The sequence below is a fragment of the Exiguobacterium sp. SL-10 genome (assembly GCF_004337025.1).
GTDB lineage: Bacteria > Bacillota > Bacilli > Exiguobacteriales > Exiguobacteriaceae > Exiguobacterium.
The window spans coordinates 135,544-158,050 of record NZ_SJUP01000004.1; the positions used below are offsets into that span (position 1 = coordinate 135,544).

The 22,507-nt window shown below is 47.2% G+C and carries 20 protein-coding genes and 1 other annotated feature; of the genes, 5 read left to right on the forward strand and 15 right to left on the reverse strand.

The features are described from left to right. Positions 1-4 precede the first annotated feature (4 nt). From EVJ33_RS06570 to EVJ33_RS06580, 3 genes are all read right to left on the reverse strand, one after another. Positions 5-1,297 (reverse strand): nucleotide sugar dehydrogenase, encoded by a 1,293-nt coding sequence (locus EVJ33_RS06570; RefSeq protein WP_131435571.1) that lies wholly within the window; start codon positions 1,295-1,297, stop codon positions 5-7. A 159-nt stretch (positions 1,298-1,456) separates the two neighbouring features. Then, positions 1,457-1,723: a hypothetical protein gene (locus tag EVJ33_RS06575; RefSeq protein ID WP_131435573.1), complete on the reverse strand. Its 267-nt coding sequence runs from the start codon at positions 1,721-1,723 to the stop codon at positions 1,457-1,459. Between the two features lie 17 nt (positions 1,724-1,740). Further along, the gene (locus EVJ33_RS06580; protein ID WP_131435575.1) at positions 1,741-4,446 is read right to left on the reverse strand and encodes a glycosyltransferase; all 2,706 of its coding nucleotides are present in this window, start codon (positions 4,444-4,446) and stop codon (positions 1,741-1,743) included. Positions 4,447-4,559: 113 nt separating this feature from the next. Between EVJ33_RS06580 and EVJ33_RS06585 the strand changes: the two genes are divergently transcribed. Both EVJ33_RS06585 and EVJ33_RS06590 read left to right on the forward strand, forming a co-directional pair. After that, entirely contained in the window at positions 4,560-4,817 is a 258-nt protein-coding gene (locus EVJ33_RS06585) for a hypothetical protein (protein WP_131435577.1), read from the forward strand. Next, positions 4,810-5,781 (forward strand): glycosyltransferase family 2 protein, encoded by a 972-nt coding sequence (locus EVJ33_RS06590; protein ID WP_161566906.1) that lies wholly within the window; start codon positions 4,810-4,812, stop codon positions 5,779-5,781. The genes EVJ33_RS06585 and EVJ33_RS06590 overlap by 8 nt, the downstream gene beginning before the upstream one ends. Here EVJ33_RS06590 and EVJ33_RS06595 read toward each other — a convergent pair. From EVJ33_RS06595 to EVJ33_RS06615, 5 genes are all read right to left on the reverse strand, one after another. Next, positions 5,758-6,975: an asparagine synthetase B family protein gene (locus EVJ33_RS06595; protein WP_131435581.1), complete on the reverse strand. Its 1,218-nt coding sequence runs from the start codon at positions 6,973-6,975 to the stop codon at positions 5,758-5,760. The genes EVJ33_RS06590 and EVJ33_RS06595 overlap by 24 nt on opposite strands. Before the next feature lie 398 nt (positions 6,976-7,373). Continuing rightward, a complete protein-coding gene (locus EVJ33_RS06600; protein WP_131435583.1) occupies positions 7,374-9,473 on the reverse strand; it encodes a 5'-nucleotidase C-terminal domain-containing protein in 2,100 nt (699 codons plus the stop codon). Positions 9,474-9,763: 290 nt separating this feature from the next. Next, positions 9,764-11,344 carry a S8 family peptidase gene (locus tag EVJ33_RS06605; protein WP_131435585.1) on the reverse strand — a complete coding sequence of 527 codons (1,581 nt, stop codon included), beginning with the start codon at positions 11,342-11,344 and terminating at the stop codon, positions 9,764-9,766. A gap of 201 nt (positions 11,345-11,545) precedes the next feature. Further along, positions 11,546-11,920, reverse strand: coding sequence for a nuclear transport factor 2 family protein (locus tag EVJ33_RS06610; RefSeq protein ID WP_131435587.1), 375 nt, complete (start codon positions 11,918-11,920; stop codon positions 11,546-11,548). A gap of 188 nt (positions 11,921-12,108) precedes the next feature. Beyond that, positions 12,109-12,330, forward strand: a binding site (T-box leader). Positions 12,331-12,420: 90 nt separating this feature from the next. Then, on the reverse strand, positions 12,421-12,888 hold the full coding sequence (locus EVJ33_RS06615) for a DUF3885 domain-containing protein (RefSeq protein ID WP_131435589.1): 468 nt from the start codon (positions 12,886-12,888) through the stop codon (positions 12,421-12,423). 43 nt (positions 12,889-12,931) lie between these two features. Between EVJ33_RS06615 and trpE the strand changes: the two genes are divergently transcribed. The 3 genes from trpE to EVJ33_RS06630 all read left to right on the forward strand — a co-directional run bounded on the left by trpE (position 12,932) and on the right by EVJ33_RS06630 (position 16,995). Next, positions 12,932-14,263 (forward strand): anthranilate synthase component I, encoded by a 1,332-nt coding sequence (gene trpE / locus EVJ33_RS06620; RefSeq protein WP_131435591.1) that lies wholly within the window; start codon positions 12,932-12,934, stop codon positions 14,261-14,263. Continuing rightward, positions 14,260-14,829 carry an anthranilate synthase component II gene (locus tag EVJ33_RS06625; protein ID WP_131435593.1) on the forward strand — a complete coding sequence of 190 codons (570 nt, stop codon included), beginning with the start codon at positions 14,260-14,262 and terminating at the stop codon, positions 14,827-14,829. The genes trpE and EVJ33_RS06625 overlap by 4 nt, the downstream gene beginning before the upstream one ends. Positions 14,830-14,964: 135 nt before the next feature. Beyond that, entirely contained in the window at positions 14,965-16,995 is a 2,031-nt protein-coding gene (locus tag EVJ33_RS06630) for an acyltransferase family protein (RefSeq protein WP_131435595.1), read from the forward strand. A 69-nt stretch (positions 16,996-17,064) separates the two neighbouring features. Here EVJ33_RS06630 and EVJ33_RS06635 read toward each other — a convergent pair whose 3' ends face one another. The 7 genes from EVJ33_RS06635 to EVJ33_RS06665 all read right to left on the reverse strand — a co-directional run bounded on the left by EVJ33_RS06635 (position 17,065) and on the right by EVJ33_RS06665 (position 22,447). Beyond that, on the reverse strand, positions 17,065-17,763 hold the full coding sequence (locus EVJ33_RS06635) for a ferredoxin reductase domain-containing protein (protein ID WP_131435597.1): 699 nt from the start codon (positions 17,761-17,763) through the stop codon (positions 17,065-17,067). A 17-nt stretch (positions 17,764-17,780) separates the two neighbouring features. Continuing rightward, positions 17,781-18,533 (reverse strand): iron ABC transporter ATP-binding protein, encoded by a 753-nt coding sequence (locus EVJ33_RS06640; protein ID WP_131435599.1) that lies wholly within the window; start codon positions 18,531-18,533, stop codon positions 17,781-17,783. Beyond that, a complete protein-coding gene (locus tag EVJ33_RS06645) occupies positions 18,530-19,591 on the reverse strand; it encodes an iron chelate uptake ABC transporter family permease subunit (protein WP_131435601.1) in 1,062 nt (353 codons plus the stop codon). Before EVJ33_RS06645 ends, EVJ33_RS06640 begins: the two co-directional genes overlap by 4 nt. Further along, positions 19,588-20,592: an ABC transporter permease gene (locus EVJ33_RS06650; RefSeq protein ID WP_131435603.1), complete on the reverse strand. Its 1,005-nt coding sequence runs from the start codon at positions 20,590-20,592 to the stop codon at positions 19,588-19,590. The genes EVJ33_RS06645 and EVJ33_RS06650 overlap by 4 nt, the downstream gene beginning before the upstream one ends. Positions 20,593-20,604: 12 nt before the next feature. After that, entirely contained in the window at positions 20,605-21,606 is a 1,002-nt protein-coding gene (locus EVJ33_RS06655) for a siderophore ABC transporter substrate-binding protein (RefSeq protein ID WP_201739672.1), read from the reverse strand. Between the two features lie 263 nt (positions 21,607-21,869). Next, on the reverse strand, positions 21,870-22,139 hold the full coding sequence (locus EVJ33_RS06660) for a hypothetical protein (RefSeq protein ID WP_236634555.1): 270 nt from the start codon (positions 22,137-22,139) through the stop codon (positions 21,870-21,872). Between the two features lie 17 nt (positions 22,140-22,156). Beyond that, positions 22,157-22,447 (reverse strand): hypothetical protein, encoded by a 291-nt coding sequence (locus EVJ33_RS06665; protein WP_131435609.1) that lies wholly within the window; start codon positions 22,445-22,447, stop codon positions 22,157-22,159. Between the last annotated feature and the right edge of the window lie 60 nt (positions 22,448-22,507).

A 22,507-nucleotide genomic window follows, 5' to 3' on the forward strand; every position in this document is an offset into this window, starting at 1 on the left:
CCTCTCAGACAGTGAGATTAGCCTTTTTCACAAAAGAATAGAGGTTGCCGTAATTCACGACATCGACTTGTTCATCTTGGTCGGCTTTAACAATATTTCGTGTATCAAAAATCATTGGGCGACGCATCATTGATGTCAACTCAGCAAAGTTCAATTCTTTGAATTCATTGTGATCGACTAAGATGAGGACGATGTCTGCATCTTGTAACGCAGCTTCTTTTGAAACGAGATCAAAGTGCTTCGATGATGAAACTTCTACGTGCGGATCATGCACAGCGACATTCATTCCTTGTTCGAGCATCAATTCGATAATCTCGACCGCAGGACTTTCACGCATGTCATCCACGTTACCTTTGTACGTTACGCCGAAAGCAGCAACCTTGGCATCTTTCGAGTCGCCAACAAGTTTTTGAACGTTTTCAACAACGTATGCAGGCATCGATACGTTCGTATCGCGTGACAATTTGATGATTTTCGCAAGTTCAGGTTGTTTCGCTACGATGAAGTACGGATCTACAGCGAGACAGTGTCCACCAACACCTGGTCCTGGGCTATGAAGATTAACGCGTGGATGTTTGTTCGCCATTTCAATCACGTCGAGAACGTTAATGTCGAGGGCGTTACATACTTTAGCGAGTTCATTCGCAAGGGCGATGTTGACGTCGCGGAACGTATTTTCCATCAACTTCGACATTTCTGCCGTTTTAGCATCTGTTTTAATGATTTCACCTTCAACAAATGTGCCGTATACACGAGCTCCTGCTTCGGCACATGCTGGCGTCAATCCACCGACGATACGGTTGTTATGAACAAGTTCATGAAGGATTTGGCCTGGAAGAACGCGTTCTGGGCAGTGAACAAGATAAATATCTTCTCCGACTACAAACCCTGCTTCTTCTACGAGTGGCTTCACAAAGTCATCCATCGTACGTGGAGCGATTGTCGATTCGACAATGATGACGTTCCCCTTCTCTACATGAGGTAAGACACGTTTTGTCGCATCTAGGACATACGTTAAATCACATGATTTATGCTCGTCATCATTGTTTGGTGTTGGTACCGCAATGATAAAAGCATCCGCTTTTTCCGGTTCCATTGAAGCACGGAATTTACCGTTTTCGACCACAGATTTAACAACATCTCCAAGACCAGGCTCTTCGATGTGAATTTCTCCACGGTTCAATTTATCGACAACCGATTGATGGATATCCACACCAACGACGTCTACTCCATATTGTGCAAATACTGCTGATGTTGGGAGTCCAATATATCCTAATCCGATCGTACAAACTTTCATTGTCGTTACCTCCAAAGTACTGTTCATTTTTAATGAATTGCTTCATATACTATTTTTTTCTCTTCGTTAAAACAATAGCAATTATACTCCGCGCCATATTTAGAAGCAACTACAAACTAATAACAAAGTCATGTCTATCCTGTCACACAACGACCCGAGTCACTTCCGACGCAATTTCCGTCTCAATTCCCAATACTTCCGGGTCACTTTGGTTAGTTTGGATTTGTTCAACGCTTCATAACGTGGCGCAATTTCAGAAAGCTCTTTCGCCATATATTGAGACAGCGCGGATAATGTTTCATAGCGTTTCAATAATTCTTCATAGTGATTGAAAATCACTTCTTTTTCCATCTCGACTGTCACTTTCTCTTCACGCAACTGTTGGTTTTCACGCTGTAAGGTTGACACATCATTCTGTTCATTCATTGCTCGTTCCTCCATATTCATTGCTCAGGTCCAAATTGTTTCGCCAATTGTTCTAAGTTGTTCTTCTCATACAATTCGACAAATGTGGCTACCTTTTCGTTTTTCAATGTCTCTGGGTGGAACAATTCATAGATTTTATACAAGATCGTGACATTGTGCTTGAAGTCTTGTAGATTACTCCGCTTCAAGTGGCGCAAATACCAAAGTTCAAAGAACACTTCGAAACGATGACTGTTGAAGGCGTCAAGCACATGTTCTTCCTTGAATACTTTCGCCCGTGCTTCTTCACGCAACAGACACTTTTCAAAATATTTGGTGGTAATCGCATTCACGGTCGACCCGCTCACTGCAGCATAGTAATCATGAATCACTTTATTCACCAACAAGACTTTTTTGGCTTTGAGCATCATTTCCGTAAAGAATAACGAATCTTGACCAACCGCCCCTACAACTTGCTCAAGTTGATGCGCTTCGATGAATGATTTCCGAATTACCATCGCCTGGATACTCTGTACGCTGAAATTATGATCCAGTAGGTATTGGCGAGGATCATTCAACACAAGTTGATCTTGCTGATACGACTTAGGTAACATGATTGGCGATTCTTTCTCCGCTAATTTTTTCATGTGACCGGTTGCAAAGTCGAGGTCTGGGTCTTGCTCCATCAGTTGATAGAGGAAAGCGTAACCGTCTTCCGTTGCTTCATTGTCAGGATCCAGGAACACGATGTAGTCGGTCGTCGACATCTCGACACCTTTGTTACGTGGTCTTGACGCACTGCCGCTACCACCCATCTCATACAAATGCGTCGTGACATTCGCATAATTGTCTTCGATGTGACGAATTTGACGAATCGTTTCAATGTCAGATGATCCATCATCAACGATAATGATTTCCATATCTTTAAACATGGAGCTACGTTTTAAACTTAAGAAACACTTATTGTATAAGTATTTTCCGTTATTGTAGACCGGAATGACGACCGTCATCTTATAGTCTGTACGAATTTCTTGTTCAGACTCATCTTGAGCAATCCGTCGTTCCAAATTAAAACGATCCACGGCATAGCCTTTTAAATCATGATTCTTCTCTTGGCCCGAAATCACGTCATAAGGTACGGACGCCGTCCAATAGAGTGTCGTGTAGCGACTCGTGAACGAATCCGTGTACACATGTTCGATTCCTTCGTTCCATTCATGGCCTTCTTTATACACGACTTGCGTGATGAAATCGACGTCCGTATATTTGAAGCCATTCACTAAATCTTCTAAATAGTAAGGTCCATACGCAAATTGATCATTAAAATACGTGACCATATCATAGGCAGCGACTAGCTCTGCTGTCACTTCTTCTTCGCGGACAAACGTCTTATTTGAATACGATTGTTGCTCGAAATCTTGTTGCACCAATTTGTTTTGGCCACTACCGACGACGAGTACAGATTTTTCAAGTTGCGCTTCTTCATGACCTAAAGCGCTCCAGATAGTCTGAAGACGATGATATACGGTATGTTGCGACATCACATTTCTAACGCCATGCATTTGATGCTCATAGCGTTCATCCGCAGTGAACATAGACATGATCGACTCCGCATCCGCCTCATTTGTCGCAATAAAGATATTCGGGAAATAGTTATTCACGGCAACACTATAGTTCGACAAAATCAAATTACCGAGTGCCTGGGATTCATAGACACGGCGGGCACACATCGTCGGACTATATTTGATGCTGTTGACGTTTAACACCCAGTCATAGCTCTTGCTCAGCTTCTGCAATTCAACGTAATTTACGCTTGGCGCTACGTACGGAGCAAACTCTTCAGGGAAGTGGTAACGTGGATCGTTAAGCGAATAGTTCCGGTCGATAATATCGAGTTGTTTATCCGCTAATAAAACGCCGTTTAACAACTTCATAATATCTTCAGTCCGCTCGCCATACTTCTCCATCCAACTACCGGCGAACAACGCACCGTCAATTTTCTCGACAGACCGCGTACCGATTGGGTTGTGTAATTTCGGGTTTACCCCAAACTCAAGCACCCCGATGCGATCATGACCGCAATCTAATTGATACTCCGAGATTTTCCCTTCATCTCCAGTAAAGATGACATCGCTCCGTTGAGCAATCCCGATAAAGCGAGAGTAGTTACTCGGATCTTCTGTCGATTGCATGACAACAGGCACATTACGTGATTTTGCATGGTCGATAATGCGATAGAGTGCTTCCCGTTTTTCGGAGTCTGGATTTGAAATCCCACGCCATTCGTCCTCATATAGTCCTTTCCAAGATGTTAGAATGAGGAAGAAGTCGATCGGTTCAGCGAAAATGTCTTCCGCATTTGTCGGAGTGACGTAATGAAGGTTCATTGCATCTTTATAAAACTCATACATAAACTCAGAGCAAACGATTGCGACATTCGGTTTCGTCAATCCTTTATAATAGCGGGATCCGTTACTTTCACCGATGAGCGCCATAGACTGTTTGAACTGAGTGAGGTAATGTCGATTGCTGGCATTATGATATTTTTGTACGATTTCCAACTTCTTAGGAGCCCGTTCTTTACGTTTTCTAAATTGGTCCAACGAATAATCAAGTCGTGGCAACCGTTTGATTCGCTTCAATGATTCAGAATCTAGATGGCTCATATCCTTCACGCGACGCGTTTCGCTTTGCGCCCAGGCTACGTGTTCTGTCAAATCGTTGAGAATTTTTTTATAATTCATCTGTCTATGAATTCTCCTTTTACGTCACATTCGAATTTTTTTACATTATCTTTCGTATCGTAGCAAATTTTATACAGTGAAGCAAATTTCCATCAAGGAACGAGGAGGCTATTATGAACTCAAAAAACTTGTCATTGGAGCTCCGCTCATTGCGTCACACGATTGATGACCTTCTAATCGCCCAAGAAAAATTAGAGAGCGACCACTTGCACCTTCAACTTGAAAATGAGCAATTACAACACCGTTTGACGAACCATCGTCAAGTCATTCGAAACTTGCGTCGGGAAATCTCCAAACAACAAGCGACCGAGGCCCACCTCCATGCCGCGTTAGCAGCAGCCCTTCAGTTGCAAGGTGATGATGATGAATGAGTCAAAACATGATTTGCGGCGATCTCTCCATCGTCCATTCGGTGTCAGTGTCATTTTACCGGCGTATCAAAGTCGAGAACATATTTCTAACATGTTAACCAGTTTGTCATCCCAAACACTGGACTCTACATTGTTTGAAGTCATATTAGTCGTAAACGGTCCTGATGATGGAACATGTGAAATAGCTCGTGCTTATGAGACGTTACCGCTCCGTCTGTTATACAGTCCCGTCGCTTCAGCGAGTCATGCGCGAAATACAGGCATGTCGAAAGCCTCGTTTCAATTTTTGACGTTCGTCGATGCCGATGACACACTCTCACCGACATATCTCGAGGACTTATTGAACCACGCTTCGTTGCTCGGGATCACCATCGCTCACTTGACCGACGTTCTTCCGAACGGAGCAATCCATGAGAGCCCCATCGAACAAGACATCCGTTCCGTTGAAGCGGGGGAACGACCTTCCTTTGATGTTGCACTTAGCCGACTTCATCGTGTTTTGACGATGACGACGTGTAAACTCATTCCGACCGAAGCAGCTCAGACGGTCGCCTTCAAACACCATTTACGAAGCGCAGAAGACGTTGTCTATTTTTCCACGTTATTCGCACACCGATCATTTCAGATTCGAATCGCACCAACTCGTGCCGTGTATTTTCGACATCGCCGCCAACACTCATTGTCGCGTCAACAACCGACGTATTTATTCGCGGTCACGGACCGTCTAACTGTCATTCAAGAGTTGTACTCGTTACTGTCTTCGAGTCGAGGGGCTCTCACAACCATGTTACGCAAAAAAATAAGCGCCCAATGGAATATCCTATTACGTTACGCGGAGACTAATTCGTACGAGAAACATCATATATTACGAGACATGTCTCGACTATCCGTTCCACTTAGCGAGCAGGACGCGTATCATCAATTGATGTATTCCGTTCAATCAATTGATGGCGAAGTCGAGTAAATGTGGTGCATATCGTTCAATCAAGCGTTTTTGCACGAGCCCTTGTTCTTGTGCGTCAGTCGGAACACTTAACAGGTGCTTCAACACGTAACGGGAATTAATCAAAATGAACGAGTCGTGGGCGAGATCACTCTCAAGCAGTAGTGAAGCATGCCACGTGCCCATCCGGTGTTCCCAGTAATATAAATCATATGGATCATAGTTTAGATGTTCAGCCAATTGCGACTGTTGGATGAACTGCCTAGACAAATCGAATACCGTCTCGTCAGTGATCGCGAAACGCGAAAAAGTCCGGGCCATCCCTTCAACAGACAAGTCTTCCGTTAAGGCGAACGCTTGTCGATAATATCGACGTGCCACCTCATATCCGTTCGATCGGATATGTAAATAGTCATCATCAAAGTGGTGGTAATACTGCCACGCCACTTCGAACGAATGTCTTCGAATCGTCACTTTCCGAAGGTGTGACATGAATTCTTTTTCTTCATTTGTTTTGCCAAAGTCCCCACGTAGATGCAACGTGGTATGAGGCATTCGGAACTGCCGAGCAATTTCCCGGGCAATGCGCAAATCATTACCGAGTGACCGGACCGACGCTTTACCGTAAGTGAAGTACTGATGGCTCGACTCACAACGCAACAGCGCAAGCGTGGAGCGACTATCTAGCCCCGCAGTGATCGGGACGAGTAGGCGCTGATCGATTTGGTGAAGTAACTGACTGACAGCACCGTCAATCGCTTCGACCGCCTCTTCAACCGAAATGGGTTCATATGCTTCTCTCGGGAAGATGCGCCGCCATGAAAACGAGTTCAAATTCATCGTCTGGTTAGGGGTCAACATATGAACGTTGCGGTCTGGTGTGAAATGACCGGGAATCATATTGTTGGTGATCTTTCGTTTTAATAGAGACAAGACGTCTTCAAACGGTTCTTTGCAACCCGTCACTTCTCGTAATAACGAGTAGTGGGAACTGAGACATCGTTTGTCCGCAGAATAAAACACACTTTTCATCCCGAAAGCATCCTGTGTGACATGTAAAGAATCGTCAGCACCGGAGCGATAAAACAGTAAGTATCGTCCAGCGACAAAATCAAGCTCATCGAACAGCCCGTCTTCGCTCGTCTCATAAGAAGACCGCAGCACTTCCGCGACAGGTTTACCATGGACATGCCAGGCTGTTCCTAATAAAAACACTTCATTGTCCACAATCACGTCAAATGGGACGCATGGATCGTATATAAGAACATAGTCCTTCATATCGTGAACGTTCCAATGTGATAAAGCCTCAGGTATTGAAACAGGAGCCATCCTCTTCTCATATACGAGATACCCACGTCTGTAAGTCAATGGATCCGTCGGTTTCATCAGTCGAATGCCTCCTTCGCTTCGTTTAAATGATTTGTACCTTCGTCGTATGCCCGTTCATACATCATATAAAACGTTTGCCTGTTCACTTTTATATCCTCTCCATAGATTGGATATAATGATTGTCGTAATCCGTATGCATCACTTGGTGCGCATCGGCAAGGCTAATCTAATTGCAATATAAAAAGCCCCTTACTATGAAAAGGGGCTTCTTCGGTACTAAAGCATTACGGTGTTTTTGTATCGACTACGCGTCCTTCAACTTTCGGTGTCACTTCGCCAATGCTGACAAGATGATCCCGGAAGTTTTCCCAATCCGAAAGACCAAGGTCAGTCACACGTCCCTCAGCATATGCTTTTTCGAGTGTCTTGAACTCGTCTCCACCTTTTGCTGTGAACGCGTTCGTTGCCACTGTATACGTCTTAGCAGCATCTAGTTCGACAAACGTACCGGCTTCGTTAATTTCCACTTTCGTGACACGTGCACCAGTCGGAAGCGAACTATCATACTCAAAACGCATTCCAGCGACAGAGAGGAAAGCACCTAGTTCATTTGGTGCGTTCGATACCGATCGTTCGAGCACTTCCTTGAGTTCTTCCCCTGACAACGTTACCGTCGCCAACGTATTACCAAACGGCAATGTCGTGATGACTTCGCCTACTGTGATCGCGCCCGCATCGATTGGCGCACGAATCCCGCCGCCGTTCGTGAAGGCGACCGATACCTCTGGGTTGAGTTCTTTCGCCTTAGCTAACATACCGTCCGCAATCAAGTTACCGATTCCAGTCTCTTGTTTACGCACGAGACGGACATTGTTCTCGTCGTGAGTAGCCAATGGCTCCGTTGCGTTCGCACCAATCTCTTGTTTCATAATCGCGTCAATTTGTGCTTTATATGGGGCGATGATTTTCTTCGCTCCAGCATCTTCTGCAATCGCGCCTTCCAAGTTCACCAACTGTCCGAACGGCTTGACGACGGTAGCGACTCCATTGATTTCTTCATGAACGACGACGAGTTTTCCTTTTTTATCAAACTCGACTTCAAGTGTCCCTAAACGTTTTCCGTATTCTGATGCTTGTACGATGGCCGTCGGTTCCGTGTCTTCATTTACGATGACAGGCTGTTTCAACTCATCGTGTGAATGACCGCCGATGATGACGTCAAGACCCTCTACATGTTTAGCAAGCAATAAGTCGTTGTCTACTTTTGGATCATCGTTATAACCAAGGTGCGATAACGCGACAATCTTGTTGACGCCTGCCGCTTCCAATTCTGCAACCGCAGCTTTGGCACTTTCGATATAGTTCAAGAATTGAACCGAACCTGGGCTTGCGATTACAGCTGTGTCCATCGTCGTCAATCCGATAAATCCGATGTCCTCGCCTTTTACTTCCTTGACGTAAGTTTTATAAATTTTACCGCCTTTTGCATCTTCTGCAATTTGATCGCGGTAAAGATTTGACAACAAGTCATCTTTTGAAAAATCAACGTTTGACGATACGATTGGCGTCTTCAGTACTTTCACGAAGTTATGAAGTTCGAGGTTCCCATCCTCATCTCCGCCTAAATCAAACTCATGGTTACCGAGCGTCATCAAGTCATAGTCGGCATAGTTCATTAACTTAGCATCGACAAGTCCTTTGTACTCATTGAAGTAAAGTGTACCCGAGAAGACATCACCTGCATCGAGAAGCAATGCATCAGGATGAGTGGCACGATATTCCTTGATTGCCGTCATCCGTTTCGGGAACGCCTCAACACGTCCGTGTGTATCATTCGTATGCATAATGTTTACTTTGAACGTCTTCATCGGTTTCACGTTGACTTGTGCTTCGATCGTGATGGTCGTGTTATTTCGTGTGTACGTCCCCGTCACCGTTTGAACGCCTTCTTTTGACGTATCAACCTGACCCCAATTCACATTGACGAAATATGTACCCTTCGCAAATTTTGCTTTCAATCGAGTTGGAAGTTGTGCCGTTTCCCCTTGTTCGACGTTCACCTTCACGACTCGATTCACAAAACTGATTGGATAGTTATCCACTGTCACTTTAATCGAAACTGGCTTTTTCGATTTCACGATGTATCCGTTGATCACTTGCGGTTGATTAATTAACTTCGCATTGAATTTTGACTTGTACCAACGAACAGGTTGAGACTTGTATGTTTTTGGCAATACAAGTTTCCCCCCATAAGCGTATGTAGAACCTAGAGAAATAACCGATGACTTGACTTGACTGGCCTCGACCGGAGCTGACATCGTTGGCGAAATTGTTGAAAACAAGAGTGTCGCGCCAAGCGAAGTGACCATCCATTTTTTCTTCATAAATCTACCTCCCCAAAAAATTTGCTTACATGATAAATATAGCATAAATAAAAAATAACTCTTTTATTATTTTTTTGATTTTTTATTTTTATTTTCTAAATATTTCTTTACTTTCGCAATTGTTTTCACTCGCCTCCAATTATGTACATGACTGGAGGATTTGATCAAAAATGATCATTGAAAAAGATGACTCACTGTCTATCAGGAGTCATCTTACGTGTACGTTTTATGATTTGTTTTTGACTGTGTAGTCAGCAGATGTCGGAATAAACGCCATCACCGCTTTTTGATTACCGGACTACAAGTGAGTAACTCTCAGATAAGTAGAGCGGTGATTTCATTTTCACCACGATGACTTTTCCTTTTTGTTGTTTCGGGATCGAGATTGCGAACTGTCCGTTACCTTTAATTCGTACAACACGGCTAATTGGTTTATTGCCAACGAACGCTTGCACAGTTGCGTATTTTTTACCGCTTCCTCGAATGCTTGACGAAGTGGAAGATACGGACTGGAAGCTCGGTTTATCGAATACGCCAAACACAGTTCGCGTAATAGGAATGGACGGATTGAATGCTTTGTCACGGGCAACAATCGTCACTTGTGAGCCGACTTTCAATTTTGATACATTCATTCGGTAAGAGCCATTGTTGGCGGAGTGCGTATACATCTTCCCACGATAGAAGATTTGAACGGTGCCTCCGCTTTCTGATTTCCCAGTAATGGCAGTACTCTTGTTCGTTAGTTTACCTAATGACGGCTTGGCCGGTGGCGTGATGTCTCGCAAAAGATTAAAATCAGACAACGCGAAATTAGTTGCCTTCCCTGTCACTCTGCCGTAACCGTAAAGTACATCTTTGCCCGGTTCTCCTAAATCAACCGCGGTTGCTTTCAACCTTGCATATACCATGCCAGGTGATAATTTCGGCTCTTTCGAGATGAGTAGTGCGGCTATTCCTGAAGCAATCGGTGTGGCCATCGACGTGCCTGACATAAATCCGTAGCGTCCGTTCGGTAACGTTGAATAAATATCTTCGCCCGGGGCAACGACATCGATAAACGTGCCATAGTTCGTAAAGTCTGTAATTTGGTCATCCACAGTTACAGCTCCTACAGCCAGCACGTCACTGTATGCAGCCGGGTAGAAGCGTTCATCCGTATCTTCATTACCTGCTGCTCCCACAAATACCAGCCCTTGACGTCTTGCGTCACGAATAGCAGATTCGAGAGCGGCATTTCGTTCATACGTACCAAAACTCATATTGACAACCCGGGCACCATTTAATACAGCATGGTGAATTCCTTTTAACACATCTGAGATGGAAGAGTCATCACCTTCAAACACATCAATCGGCATCAAACTCACGTTCGGGGCGACTCCGACGTTTCCTTGATCATCAAAGGTTGAACCGATTATTCCAGCCACATGCGTTCCATGTACACCTTTATCTACCATTCGATAGACATCTCTCGTCGCGTCGTAAGGCGAAACGATTCTACCCCGAAACTCTGGGTGATTCACATCGATTCCATCATCGATGATCGCGACAGTCACACCTTCTCCGCGATGATTCGACCAAACTGGTGAGATGTTTAGAGAACCGATGTAAGGTTGATAGCGACTCACTACCCCTTCGCGCTTGATGACACCGTCTTCCGAAACGTCTAACACTTCATCTAACTGTTCTATATTCGTTTTCGTAGAGATAGAAGGGGCAGGAATGGATACGATGACACGATCAATGCCTTCATAAAGTATTTCTTCACCCGCAAGAGGTTCTCCTATTTCTCGTTCAACAATCAGCGTATCTTCAGCCGATACATACGTATTCCAACCCCAAAACACACATAAGAGAATGATTATTTTTTTCACTCTCGTTGCCTCCTATCTCCATAACAAAACGTTATCTCGTTTATTATATTTCTTTTCAATAAATAGTATATGATTTAAATCAATACTTTTACCTTTTTTTAAAAAATGTTTCAAAAAATAAAAAACTCCAAATTTAAATTACCTTTTAAAATCAGATTCGAAATCTAACTTTAATCAGATAATCGCCATTTGGAGAGCATATTATAGTTCGTTGATCATCGTCGCTTGTCCACCTTGCCAGAGCCACGTGTCATTTTCTTTCACATAGACGTGCAACACCCAAAACCGGCCTTCATAGGCGTTCGTACCAAGAATGAAGCGTTCTTCAAGCAATAGTTGGATGAGGGCGATCTCGCCTGAAACCGTCTCGTCAAACGTGACCGTGTCCTGCGAAATCCACTGGACCGACGCCGGGTCAACGAACTGATCTAAAAATGTTTCTTTATCAAACTGACGTCCGCTCGAATCGACGTAGCGAAACTCATCGTGCATGATGCCACGCATCGCGTCAAGGTCGCCCTTTGTTTGTAGTTCGGCCCGGTTGTCAGAAAGCTGTTTCAAATTAAGTGTTTCCATTGATATACCTACCTTTCGCGTCCATCATAACATACTCGTCTATCAGAGTCGCCCACCTCGTGACGAGGCCATCCGATCCGATTTGCAATGCGGCGATCTCCACATTTATTCTTCTCACTCACAACAATTCCCTGTTTCGATATTGACATTCCTGCTTCATCCCGTTAAAGTAACGATAACATTCATACGAACTCGCGATGAGAAAGAAGAGTAGCGCGAAGGAACGTCTTCAGAAAGCCGGTGGTCGATGCGAACCGGTGACGTACCTTGCGTGAATGGGCTTTTGAGCGTTCAGACCGATACGTAGGCTCTGACGGGTCCTCCCGTTACCGAGGATAGCGAATGATGGTTCGCGATGAGTGGGGGGATTTCCCCAACGAAGGTGGCACCACGGGTCCCCCGTCCTTCATGTCTTTTTTAGACATGTCGGGCGGGGGATTTTTTGTTTGAGCGTTTGGAGGTGCATTGGCGACGTGGCGCGGATATAGGCACCACGGTCATCATAAACGAATAAGACATGCCCGTCTGTCTGATACGGCAGGATACGACGTTGCCCAGCCACGCAGTCGTGGTCTTAACGATTGAAAGTCTTGGTGACAAATCGCCTCCAACAAACGAGGCGTATGGAGTTGGCTTCGATCTGTAATCGGCACGATATACGTCCAAAGCGTCTCCTCCTCTTCTTCGGAACGAATCACCGTCGTCTGAAAGCGGAGAGATTTGTCGCGAATCAATCGGAACATACCGGTGTTGCCGGGGTGACCGCCATAAACATGATACACGAGCGTAAAGGCCTCACCCTTTGGAAACAAGGTGTCGAACAACCCCTTCGCGTTTCGTATCACAGCATCGAAATACGCTTGATTCAACTCATCCGATCGATCCAGAAACGGACTTAATTCTTCTTCTAGCTCGATATGCTCAGTGAGCGCATCTCCTGAAAACTGATTCGGTTTTAAGATGTGCATCATCGTTTCCCCTTTTCATTTAAATTATAAGGAGGTTATTTATATGAAACAACTCATCATCAACGGCGACGAACTGACACCGGTGGCAATCTTTCACCGTTTAGCAGGCGAGCGAAAAGTCTTACTCGAGAGCCGCGCAGAAGGCAGGCACGGCCGTTACTCCATTATCGCCTCAAATCCGGTCGAGACGATTCGCGCCAACGGCAACGAAGTGACCGATGCATCCGGTACGAGACACACGGACGACCCGCTCGCCTTGTTGTCAGAACTGATCACACGAGACACGCCGGACGCGCCTTATCCGTTCATCGGTGGTGCCGTCGGCTATATCGGCTATGACATGCAGCGCGTCTATGAACCAATCCCGAACACTCCGAGCGAGACTCGTGGTTTGCCGGATGCCTTGTTCCAGCGTTACGAGACAGTCGTTCTGTATGATCATGTCGAAGAACGGGTCATCGTGATCGACACCGGGGATGACGATGCCACGGAACGACTTCAACATGTCCAACAATCCCTCGAGACGGCAAAGACGCACGAGCTCGCACCCGTCGTCCGTACGAGTGAACGAATATTGACCAGCAAAGATGAGTTCGTCGAGCGCGTCTTACAGGCGAAAGAAGCCATTTTAGCAGGCGAAGTGTTTCAGCTCGTCTTATCACAACGCATCGATGCGACGTTCACCGGGGACCCGTTCCATTTCTATCGAACGCTCCGGAAACAAAACCCGAGCCCTTACCTATTTTATATCGACCTAGGTGAAGCGATCGTTCTCGGGGCATCTCCGGAAAGTCTCGTCCGTGTCGAGGGAAATCGAGTGTCGACAAATCCGATTGCCGGAACCCGTCCTCGCGGCAAGACGGTCGAGGAGGATGTCCGGCATGCCTCCGAGCTCATTCAAGATGAGAAAGAACTCGCCGAGCATCGGATGCTCTTAGATCTCGGCCGTAACGATATCGGCCGTGTCGCCAAGGTCGGTTCGGTCACAATCCCGAAACAGATGGAAATCGAGCGCTTCAAAAACGTTATGCATCTCGTCTCTGAGGTCGAAGGCGAACTTCGTGACGATTTGAATCCGATTGACGCCTTGCGTGCCTGTCTTCCAGCCGGGACCGTCTCCGGAGCGCCGAAAATCCGGGCGATGCAGCTCATTGATGAGCTCGAGACGGTCAAACGCGAAGTGTATGCCGGAGCCGTCGGCTATCTCGATATCCGTGGCGGTTATGATTTCGCTCTCGCCATCCGAACGATGGTCGTCCAAGAACAAACAGCCTACGTCCAAGCCGGAGCCGGCATCGTCTTCGACTCGGACCCCGTCTCGGAATATGAAGAGACGTTGCATAAAGCCAAATCACTCCTGGAGGTGTTCGCATGATTTTACTCATCGACAACTACGATTCGTTCACATATAACGTATATCAAGATGTCGCCCGGCTCAGTGACGTGTCGGTCGTCCGCAATGACGAACTGACAGTCGACGCGATTCGTGCGCTCGCTCCCTCAGGAATCATCATTTCTCCAGGTCCAGGTGGCCCGATGGACGCGGGGGTCTCACTCGCTGTCGTTCGTGAACTATCTGGTGACATCCCGATTCTTGGGGTCTGTCTCGGTCATCAAGTCATCGCCGAAGCGTTTGGTGGCACGGTCGGCCGGGCCGAACAAGTCATGCACGGGAAAACGTCCGTGATCAAGACGACACCGAGCGTCTTGTTTGACGGGAATCCTTACGAAGTCATGCGATACCATTCACTCGTCGTCTTGGAGACGGAACTCAACGTGACGGCCCGAACGCGTGACGGGATCATCATGGCGCTCGAGCATCCCACGCACCCGACGTACGGCGTCCAGTTCCATCCCGAGTCGATTGGGACCCCAAACGGTCGCGATATCTTTTTACGATTTTTTGAGCAATGTGAAGTGAATACCAAAATCCAGACATAACCAATGAATCTATTTATCGTCATATATATTTCTAAATGATAACGATTTAGGCGCAATCATTGTCGAATTGTGGGAATGTGCTATTATGGTAAATAGTGAAAAATCAACGATTAATTTTAGAATAAAGGAGTCACTATGGACACACAATCTTCGCAAACAAAACCCCTTGCGCCTCAGGGACCAAAAAAGTTTCGACCTGAAATTGAGGGTCTTCGCGCGGTAGCAGCTTTTCTTGTAGCTGTCTATCACATATGGTTAGGCCGAGTTTCCGGAGGCGTCGATGTTTTTTTCGTCGTTTCAGGATTTTTAATAACTGCCTCACTCGTATCGCGCTATCGTCGTCTCGGCACCGTTAACTTTTTTGATTATTTATTCGGCTTATTTAAACGTCTGTTTCCGGCAGCCTTTTTTGTGTTAGCCGTCGTGACGGTTATCAGTTATGTGGTCCTCCCGACCATACGATGGGATCAGACCGTACAGGAACTGTTGGCCTCTGCACTATATTTTCAAAACTGGGAGCTTGCGTTTAGTGCCGTTGACTATTTAGATTCAGCCAATGATAAGAGCCCTGTCCAACACTTTTGGGCGATGTCCATTCAAGCGCAATTTTATGTGATTTGGTTCTTCCTCATCACGCTTGCTATTTATTGGGTAAAGCGCACGCAAACGACAGATATCAAGCCTACGCTATTGAAAATTTTTGTGGCCGTGTTCATTCCTTCACTTGCTTACTCCATTTGGATGACCCAATACAATCAGCCTTGGGCCTATTTTGACACATTCGCACGTGTATGGGAGTTCTCACTAGGTGGAATTCTATTCTTAACCATTACAAAAATCCGCTTATCCCCTCTGGTTTCGACAGTTGTGGGTTGGTTCGGTTTCCTTGCACTTGTGTCTGTCGGCGTCGTGTTAGACGTTGGCGGCGTGTTCCCTGGCTATGTCGCATTATGGCCGACGATGGCAGCTGTTATGATTCTAGTTGCCGGTGAGAACGGTGGCACTTATGGCGTCCAACGTTTCCTTGGTTCGAAGCCACTCGCTAAGCTAGGTGGTTTGTCTTACGGTTTTTATTTATGGCATTGGCCGTTGCTCATGTTCTATTACGCCATCTTTGGAGTAGAACGTGTGTCGATCGTGGATGGGATCCTCATCATCTTGTTGTCACTCGCGCTCTCTTATGTGACAACTTCGATTGTCGAGCGACCGATTCGCAAAATCAAGACGAAAACGAACTATCATCCAAAAGTCATCGGGGCATTGCTCGCCTTCATGCTCCCTGTTCTCGCACTCAATTTTGCTTGGCAATTGAAAATCGAGGCGGAACAGCAAGAACAACTTGTGCTAGCCTCGTCTCCAGATTATCCAGGCGCGCTTGTGTTTACTGAGGCCTATCAGGATACGCCAGAACGTCCGTATATTCCATTTGACTCTGAGATTACGAACGATCGTCCCATCCCATTTTTTGATGGGTGTCATATCGGTGTCCCTGAAACAGACGTCGTCACTTGTGAGTATGGGGATACTGAAAACCCTGAATACAAGGTAGCACTTGTCGGTGGTTCTCATTCTAGTCACTGGCATCCTGCACTCGATACGTTCATCGAAGAAGAAAACATCCTGCTGATGAACATGACGAAAAGCGCTTGCCGACTCAGTACGGAGAGTCGTAGCGACTATCCAGAATGTAATGAATGGAACAAGAACATTATTGATGCGATTGTCGAAGCAGATGTTGATTTAGTCGTCACAACGGCAGATATCGGTCAAAAGAATAGCAAAGAAGTACCAGCAGGTTACGTCGAACAATTCCGTGCCTTGGAATCAAATAACATTCCCGTCTTCGCTATACGAGACACTCCTTTCTTTGATCGAAAGGTTCCGGAATGTCTGGCTGAATTTGGGCGTGACGCTGAAGAGTGTAGCGTGGAACGTGAAAAAACACTTCCCGCCGTGAGTGATTGGGAACGACTAGAAGATAAACCGTCCAATGTATACTACTATGATTATTCAGATTACATCTGTGAAGATGACGTCTGCCGTCCTGTAGTAGGGAATATTGTCGGTTACAGCGATAGTAACCATATGACGAAGTCATTCAGTGAATCACTTGGATCATTCGTACGCGAAGACATGATCGCGCTTTTGAACCAACTAGTAGAATAAATCGATACAAAACCGCTCTTTCGAAATTAAAATCGAAAGAGCGGTTTTTGTATACACCTTTTTGACGCTTCACACTTTTAAAAAGTCTTCAACTTGAAAGTCGTGCTTGTCGAGGATGATTTGATTTGGAGTGACGCCGTTCCGGCGCAACAGAGCAATCGTCTCATGCAAAAAGTCATCGCTGCCGACGACATAGAACAAGCCGTCCTTGTCCGTGGCGAGCATCTCGACCTGCTGGTAATAGTCCGGACGATTGTCGACGAACTCAGCCGTAAAGCTATCCGTCGATTCGAACACATCGCTAAACAAGTAATCCTTCGATGAGTCGACGTTCAACGAGTGAAGATGCGGAACGCCTTCTCCGTTCGCCAAATACGCGAGTACGAGCGGACGAAACGTTGCAAGTCCGACGCCGGCCGACAGCAGATAGACGTTCTTTCCAACGCGCTTCAACGGCACGTTCGAATGCGTCTTGAAGATGGCGACCTTGTCCCCGATGTTCATGTCTCGCAACATCGACTTGAATGTTGAGCACTCCGGCTTGACGCGTGTCGTGATCCCAATCATTCCTTCATGTGGAAGGGTCGAAATCGACATATGCCGAATCAAGGTCCGGTTCGGTTTATCTTCTTTGTTGAAGCCTTCGAGCGCGAAGTGTGTGTGCGCCCCTTCTTCCCACGTGAAGTCTGCCGGGAGTTCAAGTTTGAACGTATATGTATCCCGAGCTTCCTCCTCAACCTTTAGAATCGGTGTCCAGTAAATCTGCATCGAATTCCGTCCTCCCTTTAATAGACTGCAATCGGCCCATATGGACCTTGAATGATTTCAAGTTTCGTCTCGAAAATGTCGGACAGGATGTCTGCGTCCATAATTTCTTCGACCGTCCCGAATGCCGCGATGTTCCCGTTCTTCATCGCACAGATACGGTCAGAATATTTCGCCGCAAAGTTGATGTCATGGAGCACCGTGACAATCGTCCGTCCGAATTCATCGGCGACGTGTCGCAAGTATTCCATCATCTGGACCGAGCGAGCGATGTCTAAGTTATTGAGTGGCTCATCGAGCAACACGTACTCTGTCTCCTGACAGAGCACCATCGCAACATATGCCCGTTGGCGTTGTCCACCCGACAGTTCATCGAGATAACGATGCTCGAGCTCAGTCAAGTCGAGGAAATCGATATATTTTGAGATGATGCGCTCGTCCTCTTGCGTCAACCGTCCCTTCGAATAAGGGAAACGGCCGAACCCCGCGAGCTGCCGGACGGTGAGACGCGTCACGAAATGGTTCTCTTGGCGCAAAATCGTGATAATCTTCGCCAAGTCTTTCGACTTCGTACTCGACACGTCCATCCCGGCGACTTGAATCTGACCTTCGTCTAAATTGAGCAGACGGCCGATCATCATGAGCGTCGTCGATTTACCGGCCCCGTTCGGACCAATCAACGAGGTAAAGCCGGCTTTTGGGATCGTGAGATTGATCGGTCCAATGTGGACGTCGTCCGTATATGATTTTTTCACTTGTTCGATTTGTATCATAGCGACCTCTTCCTTAAAATCACCGCTAAGAAAATCACGCCGCCAAACAACTCGATGATGACGGACACGACACTCGGTGCATTGAAAATATGGTACATAAAGAAATACGCGCTCGTCAGAACGAAGAAACCAAGTGCGAACGCCATCGGGAACACGTATTTATGATCATACGTGGAGGCGACCTGATAACTGAGGGTCGCCACCAAGAAACCGAAAAACGTGAGCGGCCCAATCAATGCCGTCGATACCGACATGAGGAGTGAAATCAAAATGAGTGTATAGATGACGCTCCGCCGATGGTTCACCCCGAACGACGTCGCCACGTCTTTCCCGAGTGCGACGATATTCAACTGATTTGAGAACACGTACAGCAAGACGCCAACGATGATGACGATCGGAATCACAATCGGGAAGTAGGCGGCATCCGCATTCGTCACTGACCCGAAGAGGCGCGCCTGCAGGAGATCGAACTCAGACGGTGCGAGCATGCGGCGCATGAACGTCGACACCGAATTCAGCCCCGTTCCGATAATGATTCCGATGAGGAGCATCAGTTGCAGGTTGGCGTATTTCCCCGATAATAACCAGCCGTACAATAAAAGGCTCATGAGCACCATGACAGCGACTTGACTCAAGAACGCCCCTGTCCCGCTGAAGCCGACCAAAGCCCCAGCACCGAAAAAGAAAATCATGCTCGTCTGAATCGTCGAGTAGAGCGCATCAAATCCGAGCAAGGATGGTGTGATGATGCGGTTGTTCGTCACCGAATGAAACGCGACGGTCGCGAGACTTTGACAGAGGGCGGCAATCACCATCGTGACGACGGCGACGACACGCCGCTCGACGACCGGTAAAAATGAAGGGGAATCGAACGGAACCGGGTTGTTGTAGACAAGCAGTCCAAGCGCGCAAATGAGTCCACCGATGATGAACGTGATCAGGAACATCCAATAGCGCCGTTCTTCTTTTTTTGAGCGAAACGCAGACGCACTCCGTTCTTTCCCGTTCAGCGGATGAACGTCCACTTCGTAAGCTTCTCTCTCCATGACCGTACTCATCGAACCCCTCCTGTCTTCCGTTGTCTAAGCAAGATCGCGATAAAGACGACCGAGCCGACCGTCCCAAGAATAAGCGACACCGGCAATTCGAACGGCGCGATAATCGTCCGAGAAATCAAGTCGCTGACGAGAATCGCACCCATCCCGATGACACATACCCACGGCAAGTTGCTGCGGAGATCGTCCCCACGGAACATCGAGACGAGGTTCGGGACAATCAAACCGAGAAACGGCAGATTCCCGATGACGGTCGCGACAACCCCGACCGACAGTGCAATCAATCCTGTCGCAATCATCATCAACAAGTTATAGTTGACGCCAAGACTCGTCGCGACATCTTCCCCGAGCCCGACGAGCGTCAACCGGTTCGCCAACAAGAAAATGAAGAACGTCGCGATGATGATAAGCCATAAATACTCGTAGCGGCCGACTTGGACCGAGGCAAAGGAGCCAACGAACCAGCCCTCGAGCGTCTGGCTCGCTCGGAAGAATAATCCGAGAAACGTCGATATCGCCGAGATGACCGCTCCGAGCATGAGTCCGATGATCGGGACGATCAAGGACGAGCGCAGTTTGACCGAGCGTAAGAACCAGAAGAACACCATCGTCCCGACGAACGAGAACACGATTGCCCCCGTCATACGCATCATGAGCGACGGTGCCGGGACGAGGAGATAGACAGTCAGTAACCCGAGACCCGCCCATTCGAGCGTCCCGGTCGTCGTTGGTTCGACCAATCGGTTTTGCGTGATCAACTGCATGACGAGCCCCGCCATCGCCATCGCGGCACCCGTCAACATGAGCGCGACCGTACGCGGGACACGCGTAATCCAAAACATATCGAAGCCGTCCGCTTTACTGATGTCGTATACGCCGGTGAACAGCGATACAATCGCAAGCGTCAAGACGACGAGCAACGCGAAGATGAACGACTTCGTCCAAACGTTAGAAAAGGAGGGTTGAGCACTGGTCTCAACCCTGTCTAGTATTGAATTCTGCACAACGTGGCCTCGTTACTTCGCGAGCGCTGCTGCGACGCTCTCAAAGAATTCTGAGTACGTTTGAATCGATTCGTTCAAGTATGTGTCTTTCGGTGCGTAGACGATTTGGTCTTTCGTCACGGCTGTCGTCTTTTGAAGCGCTGGTGCGTTATCGATGACGTCTTCAGCCGGAACTGCGCCTTCCGCGTCTCCGAGCGGTGCATCACGATCGAGTACGAATAACCAATCCGGATTGCTTTCAGCAATCGCTTCGACCGATACTTCGTCCCCTTGGTGATCACCTGATTTTTTCTCAACTTCTAGCGCTGGCACCCAACCGAAGATGTCGTACATCGGTCCGAATACGCGACCACTGATTGGCGCTGAGAATCCGATGTCTCCGCCTGAGACGATGACCGACATAATCGTCGCTTTGCCGTCATATGCCGTTTTCGCGTCTTCGATTGACTGGTCAAGGTCAGCGACCATGTCTTTCGCTTCTTCGTTCTTGTCAAAAATTTGACCGAGCGTGAGCGTCGTGTCTTCAAGTCCTTGGACTAAAATCTCACCTGGTGTGCCTGAATCTTCCGGAAGTTCAATGTTCAAGTCGATGACGGCCGCCTCAGGGACCAACTTTTTGATGTCCTCGTAGTAGTCGGCGAAACGTTGACCGACGATGACGACGTCTGGGTCGACTCCAGCGATGGCTTCTAAGTTCGGCTCAAAGTGCATGCCGACGTCGACGATGTCTTCGTCTTTGACGTATGGTGATTCAGCTGGCATCAAGCCGACCGGCGCTGCAGCGAGTTCGACGTCCCACTCCGCTAACGTCTCGAACGTTCGGTTGTCGAGCGCGACGACCTTCTCCGGATTGACCGGTACTTCGATTTTGCCGTGAGCGTCCGTGATCTCGACCGTCTTCGGTGTCGCTTCCGCTTCTGCGTTTCCTGCGTCTTTCGTTTCGTCCGTGCTACCGCATGCGGCTAGCGTAAAGACGAGTGATGTGAGCATGACTGCTACTTTCCATTTCCCCATTCTTTCCATCTCCCTATGTATCTGTTTTTGAATGACGACCTTCTCAGTGAGCCCGCAACCGTTTCACGATTCTGTTCTATGTAGAGAAATCGGCGCCTTATTACTGATAATGATTATCATTGTCGTTTTCATTGAGAAGCATAACAAACAAAAAAAGGATGTGCAATGCCAAATTTACAAAAAGGGATTGGAAATCTTTTTCCCACTATCTAATGCAAAATTAAAAGAAAGTGATGCGAGACCACTTTCTGCAGGGGTAGCGTTCAGTTTTTCTGATTTCGCTTTCTCCCGAGAATACTGTAGGTGAGAAATAATACGAACGTGTATGTGAATGAGAAGAGGATGATTTGCAGGAGGCCGTCCGGAAGCAGTTTCACGATGAAAAATAGCGAAAAGATGATCGCAATCATCAGATGAGGCCCCCGAATATCTTCCGGCAGATCGCGCCAGTAGATGACGACGAGTGCCAACGCGAGCGGTCCGCAGAGAGCAAACAAGATGAAGAACGGGACAGGCCGCATCAAAAATGGCACGTTTGGTTTATCACCCCTCATGCTTCCGAAATTCCATTCTCGAGGAGCAACAGGAAAATCCAAATCGATAACGGCATGATCAACCCGATGTTCGCTACGAGGCTGAACACTTTTACAAATTTGTCTTTTGAGAATAGGCCCCAGATGAGTGTGGCGAGTAACGCAAGGTCCAAAGCAAGGTACACCCAGATTGCCGTCATCAAGTCTAAATTCGGAAAGACGCGGCCGTTCAATGTGAACAGCGTTAGCGGTGTTAGCAAAAAAAGCGCGAGCGTGGTGTAGAGTGGTGCATAACGACGTTGCGTCATCCAACCCCCTCCTTTTTCCTAATTATCCCATTCACTTCTTCTGTCGACAACCCATACATA